Here is a 22,146-nt window from a genome sequence, read left to right as displayed (position 1 = left end):
CGCACATGAAAGTGCTGCTGCCTGCACCAGGCAGACGCGCAGCACCGCCGCCTATATCCGGCAAAGCTGGCGCAATGACCGGCGATACACCGACATTCTCACCGCTCATCCGGGTCGCGCTCGATGCGGCCTTTGGTATTCGGGATCTCAAAGCGCTGCAAGCACGCACCTTCGCGCCGATGGTGCGGACGTATGTCCGGGCACGCCGCATCGGCGGGCTGCCGCCCGGAGTGGTCAAAGTGTCCACCAGCCGGCGGCGCGGCCAGGAATTCTACGGGACGGCCGAAGCTGCGGGCGCGCGCTACGCCTGGGTGGCGCGCGTCAACGCCGGCCGCCTCGTGTCCTTCCGGGTGCTGTGAGGGCGCCGCCTATGCCTGCTCGGTCGTCGGCTGCTGCTCCTGCTGCTCGAACTGCTTGCGCAGCATGAACAGCTGGCGGACGGTCTCTTCCTTCACGCCGTCGTTCATGGCGTTGAACATGTCGCCACCCTCCTTCTGGTACTCGACCAGAGGATCGCGCTGAGCCATCGCGCGCAGGCCGATGCCCTCCTTGAGGTAATCCATCTCGTAGAGGTGCTCGCGCCACTTGGTGTCGATGATCGGCAGGATCACCATGCGCTCCACATTGCGCATCTGGTCTTCGCCGCCGATGGAGATGACATTGTCCTCGAGCTTGTCGTAGGACTCGTGGGCATCATCGAGCACTGCCTGACGCAGCTGGGAAGAGGTGAGCTCGCCGGGCGAGCCGTACTCGGAGCCGTCGATAAGCTCCTGCGGTGTGACCGTCGGCCCGTACAGCGAATCGAGCGCATTCCACAGCTCGTCCAAGTCCCAGTCCTCGACGTAGCCGTCGTACGTGGCACCGTCGACGTACGCGCCGATGGTGTCATCGATCATGCTGCGGATCTGGTCCTTGATGTCCTTCGACTCGAGGATCTCCAAGCGCTCGCGGTAGACGACCTTGCGCTGCTCGTTGAGCACCTCGTCGTACTTGAGAACGTTCTTACGGGTCTCGAAGTTCTGGTTCTCCACCTGGGACTGCGCGCCCTTGATGGAGCGGGAGACCATGCCGGCCTCGATCGGCACATCGTCCGGGACGTTAAGGCGGTTCATCATGTTCTCCATGGACGCGCCGACGAAGCGGACCATCAGGTCGTCGCGCATGGAGAGGTAGAAGCGGGTCTCGCCCGGGTCGCCCTGACGGCCAGAACGGCCGCGGAGCTGGTTGTCGATGCGGCGGGACTCGTGGCGCTCGGTGCCGATGACGTACAGGCCGCCGGCCTCACGCACCTCGTCGCCAAGCTGCTTGGAGCGCTCCTTCGCCGCCGGAAGCTGCTCGTCCCACGCTTCCTGGTACGCCTCTTCGTCCTCGAACGGGTCGAGGCCCTGCTCCTTGAGCTTGGCGTCCAGCAGGACTTCCGGGTTGCCACCCAGCACGATATCGGTACCACGGCCAGCCATGTTGGTGGACACCGTGACATTGCCGGGCAGACCCGCCTCGGCGATGATGCGGCCCTCTTCCTCGTGGTGCTTCGCGTTGAGGACGTTGTGCTTGATGCCCTTGCGTGCCAGCAGCTGGGAGAGGTACTCGGAACGCTCGACGGACGTGGTGCCCACGAGGACCGGCTGGCCGTTCTCCACGTGCTCGGCGATGTCCTCTGCGACGGCAGCGAACTTCGCTTCCTGCGTCTTGTAGATCAGGTCATCCTTGTCCTGGCGGATATTCGGCTTATTCGGCGGAATAGCCACGACACCGAGCTTGTAGATCTGGTTGAGCTCCGCTGCCTCAGTCTCAGCGGTACCGGTCATGCCGGCGAGCTTGTCGTAGAGACGGAAGTAGTTCTGCAGCGTGACCGTAGCCAGGGTCTGGTTCTCGTTTTTGATCTCCACGCCCTCTTTGGCCTCGATGGCCTGGTGCATGCCCTCGTTGTAGCGGCGGCCCGGCAGGATGCGGCCGGTGAACGAGTCGACGATGAGGACCTCGCCCTTGCGGATGATGTAGTCCTTGTCGCGCTCGAAGAGCTCCTTCGCCTTCAGCGCGTTATTGAGGTAGCTGACCAGCTGGGAGTTCTCCGGCGCATAAAGGTTGTCGATGCCGAGCTGATCCTCGACGAACTCGACACCTTCCTCGGAAACGCCGACGGTACGCTTACGCTGGTCCACTTCGTAGTGGATGCCCTCACGCATGCGGGGCGCCAGCTGGGAGAAGACGGTGTAGAACTGGCTCGAACCGTCGACCGGTCCGGAAATGATCAGCGGGGTACGCGCTTCGTCGATAAGAATCGAGTCAACCTCGTCCACGATGGCGAAGTTGTGGCCGCGCTGGACCATATCATCCACCGACTTGGTCATGTTGTCGCGCAGGTAATCGAAGCCGAGCTCGTTATTGGTGCCGTAGGTGATGTCGGCGGCATAGGCCTGCTTGCGCTCCGGCGGGCGCATTTCAGACAGGATCACGCCGACCTCGAGACCTAGGAAGCGGTGGACACGGCCCATCATCTCCGCGTCACGCTTGGCCAGGTAGTCGTTGACGGTGACGATGTGGACGCCCTTGCCCTCCAGGCCGTTGAGGTACGCCGGGAGCACGGAGGTCAGGGTCTTGCCCTCACCGGTCTTCATCTCGGCGACGGAGCCGAAGTGCAGGGCGGCACCGCCCATGACCTGAACCTTGTAGTGCTTCTGGCCGAGCACGCGCCACGACGCCTCACGCGCGGTGGCGAATGCGTCGAGCAGGATGTCATCCATGGACTTGCCGTCCGCAAGCGCTTCCTTGAACTCCTCGGTCTTAGCCTTGAGCTCTTCGTCGGTCAACGCGGCGTAATCGTCCTCCAGAGCGAGAACGTCGTCCGCGATCTTGGAAAGGCGCTTTACTGTGCGGCCTTCGCCGGCGCGCAGCAGCTTGGACAGTCCGAACACGTTGTGCTTCCTTTTTCGGTTGGATACATCGGGCGTAAGCGAGAGCTAGGGCGCTTAGTCAACGCAACAACTCTGCTCGTTATTCAAACCGCCATTGTACGCACGCGCATGTTTGCAACCACTTTCAGGCGTGCAGTTGTCCTGGCAGAAAGCTGTGAAAACGCTGCTGCCCGCTCCCCCAGCACTCGGTGCGGGGAAACGGGCAGGCGGTCAGCGGGGCTGGGACTAGTTGTCCGCGCCCTCCTCAGGCACGAGGGTGATCAAGCCGTAGTCGTACGCGTGGCGGCGGTACACCACGGACGGGCGAGAGGTCTCCTCATTGATGAACAAGTAGAAGTCGTGGCCCACCAGCTCCATCTCGGACAGCGCGGCATCCACGCTCATCGGGGTGGCCGGGTGCTCCTTGGTGCGCACGACCTGGCCCGGCAGCTGATCCTCGATCTGCGCTGCGTACGGGTCGGCGGGCTGCTCCTGGTTCTCCTTGGCGCGTGCCTGCTCTGCCTCTGCGGCGAGTTCGGCTGCGATCTCGCCGGTGGACTTCGGCTTGCGGTGGCCGCCCATGGAGATCTCGCGGCGGACCTTCACCTTGCGCAGGGAGCGCTCCATCTTGCCGATCGCGGATTCGAGTGCGGCGTAGAAGCTGTCTTCCTTGGCCTCGGCGCGTGCGAGGTGGCCCTTGCCGGTCGCGGTGATCTGGATACGGTTGGCCTGTGCTTCACGGCGCGGGTTCGGCTCGTGCTGCAGCTCAACGTGGAAGAAGGTCAACGTCGGATCGAGCTTTTCGATCTTGGCCAGCTTGCCATTCACGCGCTCTTGGAAGTGCTCCGGAACTTCGACGTTGCGGCCCGTGATGGTCACCTGTGCGGCGGGGCTCAGGGCTTCGTTCTTGTTCTCGTTTGCAGAGGTCATCTGCTTTCCTCCTTCTAGTCGGACACGTCGAACGCGATCGCTCGCTCTACTTAGAATTATACCTACCGCCATCGCACGGTTTACATGAGTTCACATGTTTGTAACGCGGAAATCAGGCGGCTGCCAGAACGACGCACCCACGCACATCCGCGCCGTGGGCAAGCAGTATCTCAACACTCGCTTGCAGCGTCGCCCCCGTGGTCACCACATCGTCCACCACGACCAGGGGGCCGGATGGGACAGAGTCGAGGAAGACATTGCCCTGCAGGTTCCGCCGACGCCCGGCTTCACTAAGTGCACCCTGGTCGGGAGTGTCCTCCGCCAGCCGAAGCACATTGTGCACGGTCCGGCCGCTGAAGCCGCAGACTCCGGCCACCGGGTCTCCACCGCGGTCGCGGGCCGAGGACGGCCGTGTCGGTGCGGGAACGAGCGCTGAGCACTCCGCCAACTCCCCGTTGGCTTCGAGCCGGAACAGCATCGCACCGAGTACCGCGCCGATCTCGCGCCGCACCGCGAGATTCTTGCGCTCCTTCATCGCGAGGATCACACCGCGGTGCGGGTCGGAATATGTGCCGAGCGCATACACCGGAACGTGAACCGGAACGCGCGGTGTGACGCGGAAAGGCGGCGATAAAAGCTGCTTCTGGCACCGCTGGCACAGCTTTTCTCCGGGAGTCCGGCATCCGGCGCACTGGCGCGGAAACAACAGGTCGAAGATCATGGCCGCGGCACAACCGGGGCGGCGCGCACGCCTTGCTGGCCGGGAACCTCACGCCAGTTCAGCGAATCTTTCGTGGGTAGCGGCATGTGCATGAGCACCTTCGAGTCAGTGATGTACATCATCTCCGCGGTAGCGCCGACAGCGACGACGGGACCGCCGACATTGCCGGACGGCAGCGCGGTAAGCGAAGAGCCGTCCTGCTCGACACGCACCACGGGGCGCTGGCTGGCGGACGTGCCCACCAGAAGCGAACCGTCCGGCTGCCAATCCACGCTGACAGCGGAGCCGTCGAGCTCCACCTCGGCGTATTTGACGGTGTTGACCACGGCGCGCTGACCATCGTCGCGGCGCTCCACCACACCGACGATGAGGTGGCCGTCGACGATCATGGCCACCCGGGAGCCGCTGCCGGACAAGCGCAGGTAGGTGATTTCACCGTCCACATTCTCGGGCAATTCCACCTGCACACTGTTCACGCTCACCTCGCCGGTCGCCGTGGAGCGTTCAGCGCGGATCACGCCCTTGCCGTCGGCCACCGCCCAGGCGGCATTGTGGTCGGGCTCTAAACTCGGGCGGGTGAAGCTGCCGGCGCGCTGCACTTCTTTGTTGGTGCCGTCGACATCGCCGACCACGAGCGCTTGCTCGTCGTCGCTGACGTTGATCACGGCGGCGAAATTGCCCTCGTCGCCGATGTCCACCGACGACACGCTGCCGAGCTTGTTGAGCGATTCGACGGGCTCCACCACCGGCTCTTCTTCCTCGGAGACGGTGTCCACACTGCTCACCCGCCCATCGCTCAGGGTGTACAGGGCAGGTCCGCCCTCGAGCTGCTTGATCGGGTTGAGGTCCCGGAACTGATCTGTGGACAGCTCCGTTGTCTCCCCCACGACCGGCACGCCGTTGAGGGTGACCGGGTACGGGCCGGGCACACCGGCGGCAGCGAGTGTCCACACCACTTGCGCGGCGAAGCGGGCGCGGGTCTTTTCTTCTGCATCGGCCAGACCGGTGAAGCGGTACACGCCGTCGGTGGAGCCGGTGTAGGCGACATCGTCTGCCACGGCGGTAGACGCGGCCGGGGCGATCACGGACGAGGGGCCGCCGACGAGCAGGTTGAGCAACGCGTCCTCTTTCGACGCAGCACCGGCGTAGACCCAGCGGCGGTCCGGGGTGAGCCCCTGGTCGGTGGAGTCGTAGAAATAGACGTTCCGGGGCTCGTAGTGGTTGCGCAATTCGATGCGGTCCACCACCACGTCGTTGGGCAGGCCCGCAATGCGCCACTGGCCGTCCTCTTGCGCCAGTTCCATCGTGGCTTCGTACAGTTGGTTATCCGGGCGGAACACTCCGCCGGGGCCCAGCCTGCCCACGATGCGTCCTTCCACCACATACGACCGCTTGGACTGGTCGGTCATGGGCCGGGAGGTGAGCTCGAAGGTGTCCAGGATGAGCGTTTCCTCGTGCGGCTCCCACGCCTGCCCCATCGGCCCGGTGAGGTAGCGGCGCGCCGCTTCGTACTGTCCGGATGGGTTGGCGGAGGCCGCGAAGAATTCGCGCAGTAAGAGATCCGGTTCGGCATCCGGGGTCGGCTCCATGACCAGCTGCGGGTCCGGCCGCCCTTCGAAGGCGTGGAGAACGTGCGGCTCTGTACTCGTGGGCAGAGTCGCGCAGCCTGCGACTGTGAACAGCATTGCTGCCGAGCAGACACCGAGTGCTCCTCGGACCCACCCAGTCTTCTTGGTCACCTGTGCGTGCATCACTGCTCACGCTCCTCGGCCGACTCGGCGGAGCCTTTGGGCGCGGCGAAATCAGAGGCGTCCATCGACGTCGCTGCCTCGGGCCGGGACGTGCCAGAAGGCAGGGCCGGCAGGTCGCGCTGGGTGCGCACGAGCTCAGGCGCTTCCTCTTCCTCGGGCGCGCCGGGAGCACGCAGCTCGAGCGGTGCCTGTGTGTAACCGGCCTCCGGGTCACGCGGCAGCACGAGACGGAACTGGGAGCCGACACCGGCGGTGCCGGCTGCGTCGAGGATGCCGTGGTGAAGTTGCGCGTCCTCGCGGGCGATGGCCAGGCCCAGGCCGGTGCCGCCGGAGTGGCGTTTGCGGGAGGAATCGGCGCGCCAGAAGCGGTTGAACACCAGCTCCTCCTGCCCTGGTTTGAGCCCCACGCCGCCGTCGGTGACGGTGATGGCCACGGCTTCGTCGTTGGCGGCCAGTTCGAGGCACACCGGGTTGCCCTCGGAATGGTCGATCGCGTTGGCCAAAAGGTTGCGCACGATGCGCTCGATGCGGCGGGCATCGCCGACCATGTGCACGGGCTCGTCGGGCACGTCGAATTCGACGGCCACATCGAGCTCCTCGGCCAGCACAGAGGTCTGGGCCCAGGCGGATTCGATCGGCGAGCGCGCGTCCATTTTGGCGGCGGACAGGTCGGCCACACCGGCGTCGTGACGCGAAATCTCCAGCAGGTCTGCGAGCAGCGCTTCGAAGCGGTCGAGCTCGCGGATCATGAGCTGGGAGGCGCGCTGGGTGTGCGGTTCGAGGTTCTCCTCGTCCCCGGCGATCATGTCGGCGGCCATGCGCACTGTGGTCAGAGGTGTGCGCAGCTCGTGCGAGACATCCGAGGTGAACTGACGTTGCAGGTCGCCGTATTCCTCCAGCTGTGTGATCTTGCTGGACAGGTTGTCGGCCATGTCGTTGAAGGACAGCGCCAGGCGCGCCATCTCGTCCTCGCCCTCGACGGCCATGCGTTCGCGCAGGTGTCCGCCAGCGAGCCGCTCGGCAATGCGCGATGCGGAGCGCACGGGGGCGACGAGCTGTTGCGATGACAGCCACGCGATGCCCACGAGCAGCACCACGACGACGATGCCGGCGGAGGTGAGCAGGCCGCGCATGAGCGCGAGCGTCTGACGCTCCGACTGCATGTCCATGACGAGGTAGAGCTGCAGCCCCGGAATATCGGAATCAGTCGGTGTGCCGATGATCAGCGCGTCGTAGATCCGCTCGCCGCTGTTGACGGGGTTGAACTGGTAGGCCACCTGCCCCTGGGCGACGAAATCGGTGAGGCGCTGCGGGACCGTGAAATTCTCCGGGGAGGTGATCACCCCGTTCTTCTGCGGCACCACCAGCACCGGCTCGTAGGCGCCGGTGGCGGGTTGGTCTTGTTGGGAGCTCTGCGCCAATGCCGCACGCGCGGTGTTGAGGCGCCCCTGGGTGGACGCGCCCGTGGCGGAGGTATTGCGCAGCTGCTCCTCCACCGTGCCGCGGACACGCTCGAGGTCGTTCTCTGCGTTTTCCAGTTTCAGGTCCACGAGGCGCTGCGTGACCACGGACGCGAGGGCGAGCGCGAGCACGCCCATGACGATCGCGGAGACGATGAGCACCGTGCCCACGAACCGGACCTGCAGCGAGGTCCGCCACCGTTGGGCAAGGTTGTCCCTGGCCCGTTTCAGGTTGGTAACCAGGGTCTGTTACACCCCCGGCCGTCCAGTCTTGTAGCCCACTCCGCGGACGGTGAGGACGATCTCGGGATTCTCCGGGTCGTGCTCGATCTTGGAGCGCAGGCGCTGGACGTGCACGTTGACCAGTCGGGTGTCAGAGGCATTGCGGTAGCCCCACACGGATTCGAGGAGTTCCTCGCGGGTATGCACCTGGTGCGGCTTGCGCGCCAGCTCGACGAGCAGGTCGAATTCGAGCGGGGTCAGGTTGATCTCGGTGTCGCCGCGGGTGACGATGTGCTGAGGAACGTCGACCGTCAGATCGCCGATCTCGAGCACTTCGCTGGGTTCGTCGGTGTTCTGGCGCAGCCGCGCGCGGATGCGGGCGACGAGCTCACGCGGTTTGAACGGCTTGGTGATGTAGTCGTCCGCGCCGGATTCCAGGCCCAGGACCACGTCGACGGTGTCGGTCTTGGCCGTGAGCATGACGATCGGCACAGCGGATTCCTTGCGGATCTCCTTGCAGATATCCACGCCGCTCATGCCCGGGAGCATGAGGTCCAACAGAATCAGGTCCGGCTGGTATTCACGGAACGCGGGGATCGCCTCAAGGCCGTCGACGACGGGCTTTGCTTCAAACCCTTCAGCCTCCAGCACGATGGTCAGCATCTCGGAGATCGCGGGGTCATCGTCCACGACGAGGATCTTGTTCGTCATCTTTGACTCCTTGCTGCGTTGCGTTACCGCATACCTTAGTGCGCGGGTGGGCGCGAAATTGCGCCGATAGATTGCATGATAGGCCCCGTTTCGCTCGCGCGGAGCCACCGGCCCTCCCAGTCGTGTTCCGCCATGTCGACGTAGGCCGCGTACGTGGCGTCTTGCAGGGCGGTGTCGCGTTCGTAGCGGTCGCGGGTGCGAGAGGCGTCGAGGCTTTCGCGTTTCGCGGCGCGTTCGCGCGCGGTCTCCGGCGAGGTGTCGACGAGGACGTGCAGGTCCGGCCGCGGCAGGCCGAGGCGCTCAAATTCGAGCTCGGCGACCCACGCGCGGTCGCTGGTGCGCCCCGTGCGCGCCGACGTGTACGCCGCATTCGACGCGACGTAGCGGTCGAGCAGGAGCACATCGCTTATCGACGACGCCCAGCGCCGCAGTTCATCCACGACCCCATGCCGGTCAAGCGCGAACATGACGGCCATCCCGTGCGCGGAGTCGGTGAGGTCCCCCATCTTCCCGTGCAGGGCGTCGGCGGCCAGCTGAGCATGGATGGACTCGTTATAACGCGGAAACGCCATCGTGGCCGCGCTGTCGATCCCGTCGACGGTCGGGAGTTCGCGGATCAGTTTTTGAACCAGGGTGTGCTTGCCGGCGCCGTCGATCCCTTCGAGAGCAATGATCATCATGCCACCTCGCTGCTAACTGAGCTCTGCGAAGTTAGTAGCGGTAGTGCTCGGGCTTGAACGGACCAGCGACGTCGACGCCGATGTACTCGGCCTGCTCCTTGGACAGCTCGGTGAGCGTGCCGCCCAGGGCTTCGACGTGAATGCGCGCGACCTTCTCGTCGAGGATCTTCGGCAGGCGGTACACCTGGTTCTCGTACTGGCCGTTATTGGTGAACAGCTCGATCTGCGCGATGGTCTGGTCGGCGAAAGAGTTGGACATGACGAACGACGGGTGGCCAGTGGCGTTGCCCAGGTTGAGCAGGCGGCCCTCGGAGAGCACGATGATGGAATTGCCGCTGGGCAGGGTGAACAGGTCCACCTGCGGCTTGATATTCATCCGGGTGACATCCTCGCGGTGCAGCAGCGAGGCCATATCGATCTCGTTGTCGAAGTGGCCGATATTGCCCAGCACAGCGTGGTCCTTCATCTTGAGCATGTCGTCGAAGGTGATGATGCCCAGGTTGCCGGTGGCAGTGATGATAATGTCGGCATCCCCGATCGCCTCGTCGACGGTGACGACCTTGAAGCCGTCCATGAGCGCCTGCAGCGCGTTGATCGGGTCGACCTCAGTGACGGACACGATCGCGCCCTGGCCGTCGAGCGACTCGGCAACGCCCTTGCCCACGTCGCCGTAGCCGCACACGAGCGCCTTCTTGCCGCCGATGAGCATGTCGGTGCCGCGGTTGAGCCCGTCGATGACGGAGTGGCGAGTGCCGTAGCGGTTGTCGAATTTGGACTTGGTCACCGCGTCATTGACGTTCATCGCCGGGAACGGCAGGGTGCCCTCGTTGGCGAAGTGGTAGAGGCGGTGCACACCGGTGGTGGTCTCCTCGGTGACACCCTGGACGCGATTCGCGGTCTCGGTCCACTTGGTGGAATCCTCCGCCAAGGTTTCGCGGAGCATGTTGAAGAAGGCGACCTGCTCGTCGGAATCGGTGTCCGCGGCGGACGGGACAGCGCCGGCGTTTTCGAACTCGGCACCCTTGATCACAGCCATGGTGGCGTCGCCACCGTCATCGAGGATCATGTTCGGGTACACGCCCTCACCCCAGGTGAAGATCTGCTTCATGCACCACCAGTACTCGTCGAGGGTCTCGCCCTTCCATGCGAAGACGGGCACGCCCTTCGGGTCCTCCGGCGTGCCGTCCTTGCCCACGACGATGGCGGCTGCGGCCGGGTCCTCGGTGGAGAAGATATTGCAGGACGCCCAACGCACCTCGGCGCCAAGGGCGGTCAGGGTCTCGATGAGCACCGCAGTCTGGGTGGTCATGTGGATCGCACCGGCGATGCGTGCACCGGCCAGCGGCTGCTCTTCTGCGTATTCGCGGCGCAGCTGCATAAGTCCCGGCATCTCGTGCTCGGCCAGGTCGATCTGCTTGCGTCCTGCCTCATGCAGGGACAGGTCGGCGACCTTGAAGTCCTGGCTGAGATCCTGGTTCATTGATTTCTCTCCTTGATAATGCAAATGCGCGTCAATGATGTGTCGTGGCCAGCTTAAGGGTTCGGCCGCAGTGCTTAGGACAGTGCCTCGATGAACTGGTCGACGTCCTGCTCGGAGTCGACGTCCTCGAGGATCGTCACCGCTGCATCGATAAGCTTCTCGTCGAGCTCGACGGAAGACGCGCGCAGGAAAGAGTAGGTGTCTGCGGTCTCGCCGGCGCTGAACGGCGCACCCGCCCAGATCGCGGCGATGGTGGCTGCGGCCTGGCCGTTGAGGAGGTCGTCCTCGGAGGCGTTGTCCTTGTCGCGGGCCAGCAGGCACGCATCACGCACCGCTTCTACCCTTTCGTCGAAGTCCATTTCCGCTAGGTCGTCGAGAAAATCGACGTTCACATCCTCATCGAAGATGGCCATGTCCCAGGTGCTCACGCCGTGCTCCTTCCGGCTCGTCCCGTGCGCTTAAGTCAACTACGTCAAGGTCCACTTCTACTGTCTCGCTGGCGGGATGTCCACCACCTATTTCGGGCTCTGCGGGAGGCAGACGCGGTATGTGCGACACGCCGGGCCAAGAATTGGGGGTGGATTCACGCACGATTAATTGGTAGCTTGTTATCGAGTTGTTATGAGCACCACGTGGCCGGGCTCACACGCAGGTCACGGGGGCCTCACGGAACACAATGAAGCACGAGTTAACGCTGAGTCATCAATAGCGATATACCAAGTAACAAGCACACCGCGCAGCCGAACGCGAAAAACACTCAGGGAGGTAAGGAGATGCCGGAGATGGAACTGACCAATCGCCGCTTCGCCATTTTCCTTACCTCTGGCCTGACTCTGGCGGTGCTCGTCGGCCTGCTGGTGTGGAAGGTCTCTGACTCGGGTGTGACCCTGAACAGCCAGGAGACGGAATTCGCTGGCCAGCCTGTCGCCGCCACGGACGCGACCGCGCAGCAGCGCACCGCGGATGAGCCCACGTCCTCCGAGATGTCATCCAGCGAGACCACTGACGGCTCCGCAAGCGCTGGCATGGACGCTTCCACCGGTGCTGGCAATGGCAACGGCGGCGGCAACGTCGCGGGCCCGGTCAAGGATCCGCTGGCCCCGCCGAACGCGAATTTGAACGGCAACCGCGGCGAATCCGCTGAGCCGTCCTACTACCGTCCGACGAATGCCGCGCCGGCACCTGCCCCGGCTCAGCCGCAGCAGCAACAGCCGCAGCCGCAACAGCAGCAGAGCGTCCGCACATCCGCCCCGGCGCCGCAGCGCGCACCGGATAGCGCTGACTCGTCCACCCCGCAGGGCGAGGCACCGGAGGCGACGACGCCGTCGGGCTCCACGACCGTGGTGCCGAATGAACCGTCCGAGCCTAAGCGTCCGTCCGAGCCTGCGGAGCCCGGAGTCCAGGAAGGTGCGCACCCGCCGGCGGTTGATGCGGAACTGCAGTCCGGCAACGACACGATCGAGATTGCCCCATCGGATGCGAGGGCCGCTGCCGAAGCACTGGGTGTCGCTCCCGCTGCCGATGAGAAGCAGGACGCGCCGAAGAAGCGCCCGGAGGACCCGTTCTCCGCATCCACGCGCGTGCAGCAGGCCCCGGCTCCCGAAAACGCCAAGGACGAGGTTCCGGAAACGGCCGAAGGCGCTGCACTGCCCCCGAAGTCGGACGCGCAGGCGAATTCCGCGGAGACCAACTCCACAGAAAAATAGCTAGAAGCAGCTACTTCCCTACCCGCGCGTAGAACACTTCCGCTTGGTCAGAACCGTCACGAGCGCTCACGCGCACATCCGGGTCGCAAGCGGGAATCCACGCGGCGGTGCCCGGGGTCAATTCGAGCGGGCCACAATCGACCGCACCGTCGGTGCACAGAACGATCGCCGGACCAGCGGAGACCGCATCGAAGCCGGCACCGTCAGCGAGCTCGTAGCGGGTGAGGTGGAAATCCCGCACCGGCACGTCGAAAGCACACGCGCCGTCGACCGCATTAGCGGGCACGCGCGGGTTCACCAGCGTGGAAAAATCGGTGATGCGCACCAGTTCCGGCACGTCCACATGCTTGGTGGTCAGCCCGCCGCGGAGCACATTATCCGAGTTCGCCATGATCTCCACGGCCATGCCCGACAGGTAGGCATGCAGCCGCCCGGCACCGAGGTACATCGCCTCGCCGGGGGCGAGCTCAACGAAATTGAGCAGCAGCGACGCCAGCACACCGACATCGCCCGGGTGCGCCTCGTCCAATTCGACGAAGCAGCGCGCGGCTTCGCGCATCCAGTCCGGCGTGCCGGAAAATGCACGCTTATCGACGCATCCCCGCACCCCGTCAATCACCTCCACCCGCTTGGCGCGCGGCAGTGAGATCCACGTGGTGAAAAGTGCCCGAAGGCCTTCTTCCTCGTTTTCCGATTGGAGCATGGCCGAATAGCGGCTGAGCACCGGGCAGTCGAGGTAGTCGAAGAATTCGAGTGTCTGCTTCGCCGGGCGCAGCCCCGCGAGCGCGCGGAAAGGCGTGAGCGCGACGAGCAGTTCGGGCTTGTGGTTCGGGTCTTTGTAATTTCGCTCCGGCGCATCCAGCGCGATCCCGGCGGCGTTCTCCGCCTCGAATCCGGCGCGGGCTTGCGCCGATGTCGGGTGCGCCTGGATGGACAGCGGGGAATCAGCCGCGAGGATCTTCAGCAAGAACGGCAGCGAGTCGCCGTAGCGCCCGCGGACCTCTACCCCGAGTGCGTCGGCGGGGTCATCGGCGATGACCTCGTCCAGCCCCACGCCCTCGATCGTGGCGGGTGCCGCGGGGTGCGAACCGAACCACAGCTCCGCCTCCGGTGTCGCCGACGGGGACTCATCCCCGCGCAGGTCCGCCAATAGTGTTCGCGAGCCCCACGGATAGGTCTGCAGCGCTGGTGTGAGCAGCTCCACGTGTGTTCGCCTCTTCTCCTACTGCGTGTTCTGTTTGCTGTAGTTATCTCACTCGACCTGCATTGCCGTAGCCGCTAGGCCACGCACGATGAGCCGGAGCGCCGCGGAGAACTCGTCTCCTGTAACGGCCGCGCCGTCGGCCTCGACGTATTCGGCGCGTGCCCCGAATAGGTGCGCGTCACGCTGCGCCCAGACGATGGTCTTCACCGGCACCTGGGCGGGCGGCCCGTCAATGAGGGGGTCATAGAAGATATCGTCCGCCGCCCCGCTCGAGTTACCCGCCGACTCGGCGGAAGTCTGCTCCAACGCCCGAGCCAGGTCCTCGCGGCCGACAAAGCCGCTGGGCAGGCCATGGGCGGACCATAGCGCTGAGACCAGCGCGGCCACCGCGGCACCGACAGGGGTGTATCCGGTGTGCAAGATCCGTGCGCCGTCGACGAATTCACGCAGCTGACGCGCAGCATTGACCGACACGTCGCGTTCCGGGGAGAGCTGGCGGAGTTCGAAGTCGATGGCGTCGGCGGGGCCGTCGATAAGCGCTTGCGTGTCCGTGAGTGCGGCGCACACCGCGGCGATCGCGGCGATGGTGCGCAGCGGGGACGCGCCGTCCGCTGTCGGCGGGGCGGGCAGGCAGATCACGCCGCGCGGGATGTCCTCGACCACCGGGCCGGATGCGGGACCGGCGAGCACGACCTCGGCGCCGCGGCCGGCAGCCGCGCTGATCAGGCGGGTGGCGTTCTCCGCGTCGGGGGCATCGCCCACGGCGATGACGACATCGAGGGCGCCGACGAATTCAGGCACGAAACGGGTGACCATCACTGGGGCGCGGCCGAAATCCAGCAGCGCGACAGCGCACTGTGCCGCGGCCTCTGAGACAGCGTCGGTGACCAGCACGACGACGCTGCGCGGCGAGGTGTTCCGCAGTCCGTCGAGAAGCTCTGCTGCTTGCGCGATAGCCCGGACGTGCGCACCTTCGTGGGCGACGTCGAAGAAGCGGACGGACTCGATGTCGTAGCCGGCTGCCCCGTCGTAGTAGCTCCGGTCGTCGGCGCCCAGGTCAGAATTCGTCTCAGGTGCCATTTTCCACGCTCCTTAACCGCGGATGATGCCCAGCACGTCAGCGACGAGCGCGTCGACCTCGTCCTGGGTCTCAGCCTCCACGTTGAGGCGCAGCAGCGGCTCGGTGTTGGAGGCGCGGACATTGAACCAGGCCTTCGTGTCCTTCAGCGATATGGTCACGCCGTCGAGACGGTCGACATTCTCCGTGCGGTCGGCGAAAGCTTCGACCACTGCCTCCATCGTCGCGTCCTGGTCGGCGACCTCGGAGTTGATCTCGCCGGATGCGGCGTAGCAGTTGTAGCTGGCCATGAGCTCGCTCAGCGGGGCGTCCTGCTCCGCCAGGGCGGCGAGCACGTGAAGGGCGGCGACCATGCCGGAATCTGCGTTGAAGAACTCGGCGAAGTAGTAGTGCGCGGAGTGCTCGCCGCCGAACAGCGCACCCTTATCGGCCATCTCAGCCTTGATGTAGGAATGGCCCACGCGCGTGCGCACCGGGGTGCCGCCCTTAGCTTCAATCAGCTCCGGCACAGCCTGTGAGGTGATCGCGTTGTAAATGATCGTCGCACCCGGAGACGCCTTGAGCGTGCGCTCTGCCACCAGCGCGGTGATCGCCGACGGGGAGACTGGTTCGCCCTTCTCGTCTACAACGAAGCAGCGGTCGGCGTCGCCATCGAAGGCGAGGCCGATATCCGCGCCTTGCTTGACGACGAACTCCTGCAGGTCCACCAGGTTCTTCGGATCCAGCGGATTCGCCTCGTGGTTGGGGAACGTGCCGTCGAGTTCGAAATAGAGCGGACGGATATCGAGGTTCTCCTCAGCTCCCAGCACCGCCGGGACGGTGTGGCCAGCCATGCCGTTGGCCGCGTCGACGGCGACGACCAATTTCCGGTCGTTCGGCACCGGAACAAGGTCGCGGAGGAAGTCCGCGTACTCGCCGAGAATATCGCGCTGGCTGACCGTGCCAGACTCGCCGTCGTAGGCGGGCACGCCCTCAACCAGCATGTCGGTGATCTCCGCCAGACCCGTGTCCTGGGAGACCGGGGTGGCGCCGGTGCGGCAGAGCTTGATGCCGTTGTACTGCGCCGGGTTGTGGGAGGCGGTGAACATCGCACCGGCGCAGCCGATCACGCCGGCGGCGAAGTAGAGCTCGTCGGTAGACGTCAGGCCCAGTTCGATGACGTTCAGGCCCAGGCTGGTCACACCGCGGCCGAATGCGGCGGCCAGCGCCGGCGACGACGGGCGCATGTCGTGGCCGACAGCGAGGGTGGTCTCCCCTTCCCCACGCAGGATGGAGGCGAATGCTGCGCCGGCATCGAAGACGAAGTCCTCGTCGACAGTGGCCTGATCAGCCGGTTCGACGACACCGCGAATGTCGTAGGCCTTGATGGCCGCCTCGACATCCTCGCGGGAGCGAGTGCGGGTGCGGTTCTGGTGTGCGGGCTGTGACGGTTGTTCAGTCATGACCCCCGATCTTAAACGCGTTCGGGGTGCTACGGGTCGACCTGTCGGCCACTCCCAGAGCAGTCCCAGGCGCCCGCTAGCGTGAATCGGCGCTCGCTAGCGCGAATCGGTGTCTGTCTGTTCTGTATCTGTATCCGTATCCGGATCGGGCACGACAGTCAGGTGCGCGCGGCGGGCGGCCTTGTGCTCGGCGAGGTGCTCGCCGACACGCTTCGTCCGGTACACGGGGTGGTTGGACGTGTCCGGGTTGGTGAAATCACGCTCGGTGTCGAATTCGATCGGGTCCTGAGTGGTATCCACCAGGCCCGTGGTCACGCGCCCGGCCTCGCTGACGGCCTGGGCTAGGGCGGTGATCTCTTCTTCGTCGGAGAGCTCGATATTGTCGATGCGCACCATCTCCCAGCCCACGGGGGCGGTGATGTGCTCGGAGTGGCGCTGGCACAGATCCCACGCGTGCGGGTCCGGCGACGGGGACAGCGGCCCGACGATGGCGGTTTTCTCGGAGTACGCGTAGACGAGCGTGGCGATGGCGGGGCGGCCACACCCGGGGCGACAGCAACGGCGGAAGGTACTCACGGGGCAATAGTCTAAACCCAAGGTTTAGTTTTTGGCTCGCGACGCGCGGCGCGTCCGCACTCGCCCCACTGGCGCACAGTCCTAGATTGATAGCTATGACTCACCCCGGCGCACATCCCGCACGCTTGGACACCAGCTCCGGCAACGGCCCCGGCCACGGCCCGGCCGCAGGCGCAGGCACGGACACCGCGCGCCTTCCCGTGCGGCGCGACCGGCACGGCCACAGTGTGCGGGGGCCGCTCATGCCGGTGTCCGTCCCGCGCTACCGCACCCGCTCCATGGACTTCGACCAGGCAGTGCTCGAAGCATATGCGCCGCTGCAGAACCGCTATTTCGACCATCTGACCGGCGTGGACCTGGCAGTAGACACGATCCCGCGCATGCGGCTGCGTTCCGACATGATCATGCCCGACGAGATCTACGCCGACGGCCCGATCCCGCTGGGCCGCGTACTGCAGGCGGGCGTGGACCGCGCCGGGAATCCGACGCGCGCACGCATCGTGATCTTCCGCATGCCGATCGAGCAGCGCTGCACAAATGCAGTAGAGCGGTCAGAACTACTCACTGTGGTTCTGACCGCTCTGGTCGCGCATTATCTGAATCTGGACCCGCGGGATATCGACCCGAATTTCCAGTACTGAGTGAAGCGTTAGCCGATCTGCTTGCGCAGGCGGCGACGCTCACGGTCGGAGAGACCGCCCCAAATGCCGAAGCGCTCATCGTGCTCGAGTGCGTATTCAAGGCACTCGTCGCGCACTGCACATGCCTGGCAGATGCGCTTTGCCTCGCGTGTGGATCCACCCTTTTCAGGAAAGAATGCCTCCGGATCGGTCTGAGCGCACAGGGCCTGGTCCTGCCACTCCTGCTCGACGGTGCCGAACAGTTCGTCGAGGGTCATTCCGCCCGCAGCCGCGCCGCGGAGAGTGGCGCCTGAAACCATGTCTTCCACGCCGTCCCCTTTCTGAGTCTTGTTTGTCGCCGTGTTGCTGTCGTGGCGCTGATTGCCAATGCCCGCCATAATGCCATGCCGTCAGCACCGCCCCCACCGTGTGGCCGCCGCTGATTACACAAGTGTGATTCAACCCTCGCGCACTAAATAGCGTCAACACGAAGCGGGACAAAACTATCGCTTCGCTGGGCATTAGCGCGGGTTTCGGCCGTCGCACGCAACATCAGTCACATGCGCCACATACCCCTCGCGGCGGGGGTGGAGCGCGGGGGTACTAGATATAGTGGTGGGTACCCCCGCGAGCAACTAATGCGCTGGTTCCCCGGCGTGTCGCTACGCGTCCGGCGAAAAACGCACTCCCAGGTCTGGAATATCCACGCCCGGCCACACACGCATTCCGCCCTGCAGCTCGCAGCGCGCACCGATATTCACGCCGTCGCCAATCACGCAGTCCTGGATGCGCGCATTCGCACCGATGGTCGTGCCGGAGGCGATGATGGAGTCACGGATCATGGCGCCGGGCTCGATGGTGACACCGTCGAAGACCACGCAGTCATCGAGGCGGCAGCCCGCGCCGATGGTGGAGCCGCGGCCGACAGAGGTTCCTCCGACGAGGATGGCGCCGCCAGCAACACCAGCGGATTCGTCGATAAGCGATTCTCCCGTGCGCCCCTCCAACAGCGGACTGGGCGCGATACCGCGGACGAGGTCCGACGAGCCCTGGACGAAGTCCGACGGGCGGCCCATGTCGCGCCAGTAGCTTGCATCGACGTGGCCGTAGACGCGTGCGCCGGATTTGAGCAGGCCGGGGAATGTCTCGCGCTCGACGGAGACGACGCGGCCTTCCGGAATCGCACGGATGACGTCGCGCTCGAAGACGTAGCAGCCGGCGTTGATCTGGTCTGTCGGCGGCGCCTCCGTCTTCTCCAGGAAGGCCTCCACGCGGCCATCCGCGTCAGTGGGCACGGAGCCGAACTGGCTCGGATCCGGCACGCGCACGAGGTGCAGCGTGACATCCGCTTCCTTATCGGCGTGCGTCTGCAAAATGCCGCTCAAGTCCGCACCGGAGAGCACGTCGCCATTGAAGATCATGGCCGTGTCGAAGCGCAGGCGCGACTCGACGTTGCGGATGCCGCCGCCGGTACCCAGCGCTTCCTCCTCCACGACGTACTCGATATCCAGGCCCATCTCGGAGCCGTCGCCGAAGTATTCCTCGAAGACCTCCGCCTTATAAGAGGTACCCATGACCACGTGCTCGATGCCCGCGGCCTTGATGCGCGCGAGCAGGTGCGCCAAAAACGGGTAACCGGCGGTGGGCAGCATCGGCTTGGGCGTGGACACCGTCAGCGGACGCAGGCGTGTTCCCTGCCCGCCGACCAGCACGACTGCATCGATCTGGGAGGGGTCTACCGTGGGAGCCATTGTGTGGTGCGGCCTTTCTGTTGGTTGCTACCGTTCGTCGTCTCGTTGATGAAGGTATGGAATTGAACTCACCCGCAGCGGCACCGCCGCGGGAGAAGCTTGCGCATTAACCTAACGGTTCGGTCTGCCAATAGGGCGCTTTGACGGGGCCAAGCGACTGGACAGTGGCTAGGAACTCGCCTGGAAAGCCCTCTTTCAAGCACTGCCCCACAGGCCCGCGAGCGCGGCGCGGCCTTTGAGTCCCAGCCACAGCGCGGCGCGGATCGGCGCCTGCCAGGCGTGCGGGTGACGGTCGGCCTGGAAGCGGTAGGCGGAATCGTGGTGCGCGGGCACGGTGACGCGGGAATGCTTCTTCGCCGAGTGGCCCTGGTCGTGGAAGATCACGGAATCAGGGCAGAAGATATTGTCCCAACCGGCGCGGGATAGACGGTCGCCGAAGTCGATGTCTTCGAAGTACATGAAGTAGCGCTCGTCAAAGCCGCCGATCGCGTCGAAAGCTTCCCAGCGCACGAGCAGGCACGAGCCCGACAGCCAGCCGGCGGGGCGGACCGTCGTTAAGTTCTCCCCCGCTTTATATGCCTTACTGAAGGGGTTGCCCGGCCACACCGGGTAGAGCACGGCGTGCCCGATGCCGGTGACCAGCGTGGGCACTTCGCGCGCTGACGGGTAGGCCGAGCCGTCGAGCTCCTCGATACGCGGACCGACCGCCCCGGCGCGCGGGTGCTCGCGCGCGCACTCGAGCAGTCGGTCGAGGGAACCGGGGCTGAATTCCACATCGGGGTTGACGATGAGGAAGTACTCGCCGTCGATCTCGCCAGCCTCACGCGCCGCGGCGAGGTGACGGGCAGCAGCGTTGATGGCCGCACCGTAGCCGATATTTCCGCCGGTGGGCATGAAGTCCACGTCCGCGCGCTCCGCGGCCAGCGCCTGCGGCACGCCGTCGGTGGAACCGTTATCCGCGCAGATCAGGCGCGTTTCGCATTCAGAGGCGGAGCTGAGCGTATCGACGAGCCCCGCCAGGTGCTTCCCCGGCGAGAACGTCACAGTGATCACGGCCAACGGGGCAGCGCCCTGCCCCGCCGCGGCATCTCGTCCAAAAGTCGTACTCACAGTGTGGCAGCTTACAGCCGACAGCTGCTGCTGGATCCCGGCGCGCGCGGGAGTGTGCACTATACTTTCCACCTAATGTGAACAACCCTCCGCGCGGGGTTCCGCTGGGCTGCTCGTGGCAGCCCGCACCTCCGCACGGCAGGCGGCGTGTGGACGAGACTTAGAGGGGCAATTTTCGTGAGCGTGAAATACCGGCCGGTGCGCGATATCCAGCCGGCCCCTTCCCGCGTGAAGGACATCAGTCAGGCAGGCCACCCGGCACTGAAGGCAGTGCTGGCGGTGCTGTCTGCCCTCATCCTGCTCGTCTCCGCGTTGGGGTACTACTCCGTGGGCCGCTTGGGCGGGAACCTCTCCTCCACGGATCTGACATTGTCGGACGACAACCTCGACGGCGAGGACGGCGCAGTGGACATCCTGCTGGTCGGCTCCGATTCCCGCACCGATGCCCAGGGCAACCCGCTTTCCGCAGACGAGTTGGCGCGCCTGAATGCGGGCGAGGCAGACGGTGAGCTGAACACAGACACGATCATGGTGATCCGTGTGCCCAACGACGGTTCCCGCGCCACCGCCGTATCCATCCCACGCGACACGTACATCCACGATTCGACCTACGGCAATACGAAGATCAACGGCGTCTACGGCCAGTACGCGAACGATAAGCGCGAGGAACTTCTCGAAGACGGGGAGAAGGAAGGCAAGGAGCTCGAGGAGAAGGCCGCCCAAGCTGGGCAGCAGGGGCTTATCGACGCCGTCGCTGACCTCACCGGCGTCGAAGTCGACCACTACGCCCAGGTGGGCCTGCTCGGCTTCGTGCTGCTGACCGACGCTGTCGGCGGCGTGGAGGTCTGCCTGAACGAGGCAGTCGACGAGCCGCTGTCCGGCGCGAAATTCCCCGCCGGCCGCTCCACTTTGGACGGCACGAAGGCTCTGGCATTTGTCCGCCAGCGCCACGACCTGCCACGCGGCGATCTGGACCGCATCGTCCGCCAGCAGGCATTCATGGCCTCCCTGGTCAACGAGGCGATCTCCGCCGGCACCCTGTCGAACCCGGCGAAGCTGCGCGAACTGTCCAATGCGGTGGAGCGTTCCGTCAATGTCGATTCCGGCTGGAATGTCATGGGCCTGGTGAGCCAGATGTCCGACCTGGCCGCCGGCAATGTCACCTTCTCCACCATCCCGGTCACCTCCGTCAACGGCGTGGGCGATTATGGCGAGTCCATCGTCACCGTCGACCCGCAGCAGGTCCACGACTTCATGGACGACTTGGCCCAGAAGCAGGAAGAGACCGCCGAGCCGACCGACGAGACCGGCACCGACAACCCCGATGGCACGGACGGCGCCGCCGATATCTCCGCCGCTTTGACCGGTGCGTCGGTCACTTTGCTGAACGCCGGCAGCACTCCGGGCTTGGCTGCTGCCGTCGGCGGCTTCCTGGAGGAGAAGAAGCTCACGATCGAGAGCATCGGCAACGCCACCCCCGGCATTTACGCCACCTCCCAGGTCGTCGCCCCCACCGCCGACGACCCGGCTGCTACGGAACTCGCTGAATTGCTCGGCGGCCTGCCCGTCACCGTCAACGAGTCCCTCGACCCCGGCTCCGTCATCGTGGTCACCGCCGACGATTACACCGGCCCCGCCTCCGACGAAGTCGACCCCGATGCCGGTGCCGACGAGCTGACGGAGGAAGACACCGTGGGCACCCCGGGCGAGGACTTCGGCGCCGCCGAGGTCGCCCCGGAGATCAACGCCGGTGGCTCCGGCCCCCGCTGCGTGAACTAACTCCCCGCTCACCCGGCCGCAGCGTTTTCCC

At 65.3% G+C, this 22,146-nt stretch carries 20 protein-coding genes; 4 read left to right on the top strand and 16 right to left on the bottom strand.

Annotated elements, in window-relative coordinates; all coding sequences use genetic code 11:
- Nucleotides 1-74 precede the first annotated feature (74 nt).
- Nucleotides 75-359: a hypothetical protein gene (locus ACUY2Y_RS06160; RefSeq protein ID WP_448325253.1), complete on the top strand. Its 285-nt coding sequence runs from the start codon at nucleotides 75-77 to the stop codon at nucleotides 357-359.
- 9 nt (nucleotides 360-368) lie between these two features.
- Here ACUY2Y_RS06160 and secA read toward each other — a convergent pair whose 3' ends face one another.
- The 9 genes from secA to ACUY2Y_RS06115 form a co-directional block, all read right to left on the bottom strand.
- The gene (gene secA, locus ACUY2Y_RS06155) at nucleotides 369-2,915 is read right to left on the bottom strand and encodes a preprotein translocase subunit SecA (protein ID WP_448325252.1); all 2,547 of its coding nucleotides are present in this window, start codon (nucleotides 2,913-2,915) and stop codon (nucleotides 369-371) included.
- Between the two features lie 225 nt (nucleotides 2,916-3,140).
- A complete protein-coding gene (gene hpf / locus ACUY2Y_RS06150) occupies nucleotides 3,141-3,824 on the bottom strand; it encodes a ribosome hibernation-promoting factor, HPF/YfiA family (RefSeq protein WP_210574153.1) in 684 nt (227 codons plus the stop codon).
- A 112-nt stretch (nucleotides 3,825-3,936) separates the two neighbouring features.
- Complete coding sequence (locus tag ACUY2Y_RS06145; RefSeq protein WP_448325251.1) at nucleotides 3,937-4,545, bottom strand: ComF family protein; 609 nt, start codon at nucleotides 4,543-4,545, stop codon at nucleotides 3,937-3,939.
- Complete coding sequence (locus tag ACUY2Y_RS06140; RefSeq protein ID WP_448325295.1) at nucleotides 4,542-6,296, bottom strand: LpqB family beta-propeller domain-containing protein; 1,755 nt, start codon at nucleotides 6,294-6,296, stop codon at nucleotides 4,542-4,544. The genes ACUY2Y_RS06145 and ACUY2Y_RS06140 overlap by 4 nt, the downstream gene beginning before the upstream one ends.
- Nucleotides 6,296-7,942 carry an MtrAB system histidine kinase MtrB gene (gene mtrB / locus ACUY2Y_RS06135; protein ID WP_448325294.1) on the bottom strand — a complete coding sequence of 549 codons (1,647 nt, stop codon included), beginning with the start codon at nucleotides 7,940-7,942 and terminating at the stop codon, nucleotides 6,296-6,298. Before mtrB ends, ACUY2Y_RS06140 begins: the two co-directional genes overlap by 1 nt.
- 63 nt (nucleotides 7,943-8,005) lie before the next feature.
- Nucleotides 8,006-8,689 carry an MtrAB system response regulator MtrA gene (gene mtrA, locus ACUY2Y_RS06130; protein ID WP_210574159.1) on the bottom strand — a complete coding sequence of 228 codons (684 nt, stop codon included), beginning with the start codon at nucleotides 8,687-8,689 and terminating at the stop codon, nucleotides 8,006-8,008.
- 35 nt (nucleotides 8,690-8,724) lie between these two features.
- Nucleotides 8,725-9,366 carry a dTMP kinase gene (locus ACUY2Y_RS06125; protein ID WP_448325293.1) on the bottom strand — a complete coding sequence of 214 codons (642 nt, stop codon included), beginning with the start codon at nucleotides 9,364-9,366 and terminating at the stop codon, nucleotides 8,725-8,727.
- Between the two features lie 34 nt (nucleotides 9,367-9,400).
- The gene (gene ahcY / locus ACUY2Y_RS06120; protein WP_296147902.1) at nucleotides 9,401-10,849 is read right to left on the bottom strand and encodes an adenosylhomocysteinase; all 1,449 of its coding nucleotides are present in this window, start codon (nucleotides 10,847-10,849) and stop codon (nucleotides 9,401-9,403) included.
- A 74-nt stretch (nucleotides 10,850-10,923) separates the two neighbouring features.
- Nucleotides 10,924-11,277 (bottom strand): DUF4259 domain-containing protein, encoded by a 354-nt coding sequence (locus ACUY2Y_RS06115; RefSeq protein WP_210574162.1) that lies wholly within the window; start codon nucleotides 11,275-11,277, stop codon nucleotides 10,924-10,926.
- Between the two features lie 354 nt (nucleotides 11,278-11,631).
- Here ACUY2Y_RS06115 and ACUY2Y_RS06110 point away from each other — a divergent pair, with 354 nt between their 5' ends.
- Complete coding sequence (locus ACUY2Y_RS06110) at nucleotides 11,632-12,555, top strand: hypothetical protein (RefSeq protein ID WP_448325250.1); 924 nt, start codon at nucleotides 11,632-11,634, stop codon at nucleotides 12,553-12,555.
- Between the two features lie 10 nt (nucleotides 12,556-12,565).
- Here ACUY2Y_RS06110 and manA read toward each other — a convergent pair whose 3' ends face one another.
- From manA to ACUY2Y_RS06090, 4 genes are all read right to left on the bottom strand, one after another.
- Complete coding sequence (gene manA, locus ACUY2Y_RS06105; RefSeq protein ID WP_448325249.1) at nucleotides 12,566-13,759, bottom strand: mannose-6-phosphate isomerase, class I; 1,194 nt, start codon at nucleotides 13,757-13,759, stop codon at nucleotides 12,566-12,568.
- 48 nt (nucleotides 13,760-13,807) lie between these two features.
- On the bottom strand, nucleotides 13,808-14,839 hold the full coding sequence (locus tag ACUY2Y_RS06100; protein ID WP_448325248.1) for a hypothetical protein: 1,032 nt from the start codon (nucleotides 14,837-14,839) through the stop codon (nucleotides 13,808-13,810).
- A 12-nt stretch (nucleotides 14,840-14,851) separates the two neighbouring features.
- Nucleotides 14,852-16,279, bottom strand: coding sequence for a phosphomannomutase/phosphoglucomutase (locus ACUY2Y_RS06095; RefSeq protein WP_448325247.1), 1,428 nt, complete (start codon nucleotides 16,277-16,279; stop codon nucleotides 14,852-14,854).
- Nucleotides 16,280-16,375: 96 nt separating this feature from the next.
- Nucleotides 16,376-16,855: a DUF3499 domain-containing protein gene (locus ACUY2Y_RS06090; RefSeq protein ID WP_448325246.1), complete on the bottom strand. Its 480-nt coding sequence runs from the start codon at nucleotides 16,853-16,855 to the stop codon at nucleotides 16,376-16,378.
- A gap of 242 nt (nucleotides 16,856-17,097) precedes the next feature.
- Here ACUY2Y_RS06090 and ACUY2Y_RS06085 point away from each other — a divergent pair, with 242 nt between their 5' ends.
- Complete coding sequence (locus tag ACUY2Y_RS06085; RefSeq protein ID WP_246875155.1) at nucleotides 17,098-17,496, top strand: metallopeptidase family protein; 399 nt, start codon at nucleotides 17,098-17,100, stop codon at nucleotides 17,494-17,496.
- An 8-nt stretch (nucleotides 17,497-17,504) separates the two neighbouring features.
- On the opposite strand, the gene ACUY2Y_RS06080 is transcribed toward ACUY2Y_RS06085, so the two are convergent.
- From ACUY2Y_RS06080 to ACUY2Y_RS06070, 3 genes are all read right to left on the bottom strand, one after another.
- On the bottom strand, nucleotides 17,505-17,795 hold the full coding sequence (locus ACUY2Y_RS06080; RefSeq protein WP_282597884.1) for a WhiB family transcriptional regulator: 291 nt from the start codon (nucleotides 17,793-17,795) through the stop codon (nucleotides 17,505-17,507).
- Between the two features lie 342 nt (nucleotides 17,796-18,137).
- Nucleotides 18,138-19,226: a sugar phosphate nucleotidyltransferase gene (locus ACUY2Y_RS06075; protein WP_448325245.1), complete on the bottom strand. Its 1,089-nt coding sequence runs from the start codon at nucleotides 19,224-19,226 to the stop codon at nucleotides 18,138-18,140.
- A gap of 195 nt (nucleotides 19,227-19,421) precedes the next feature.
- Nucleotides 19,422-20,336, bottom strand: a complete 915-nt coding sequence (locus ACUY2Y_RS06070) for a glycosyltransferase family 2 protein (RefSeq protein ID WP_448325244.1) — start codon at nucleotides 20,334-20,336, stop codon at nucleotides 19,422-19,424.
- A gap of 177 nt (nucleotides 20,337-20,513) precedes the next feature.
- Here ACUY2Y_RS06070 and ACUY2Y_RS06065 point away from each other — a divergent pair, with 177 nt between their 5' ends.
- On the top strand, nucleotides 20,514-22,115 hold the full coding sequence (locus ACUY2Y_RS06065; RefSeq protein ID WP_448325243.1) for an LCP family protein: 1,602 nt from the start codon (nucleotides 20,514-20,516) through the stop codon (nucleotides 22,113-22,115).
- Nucleotides 22,116-22,146: the final 31 nt, after the last annotated feature.

Source organism: Corynebacterium sp. 20-84, from assembly GCF_053479455.1.
Note: the sequence above shows the minus strand (reverse complement) of the source record. Positions and strands in the feature narration are given on the sequence as shown.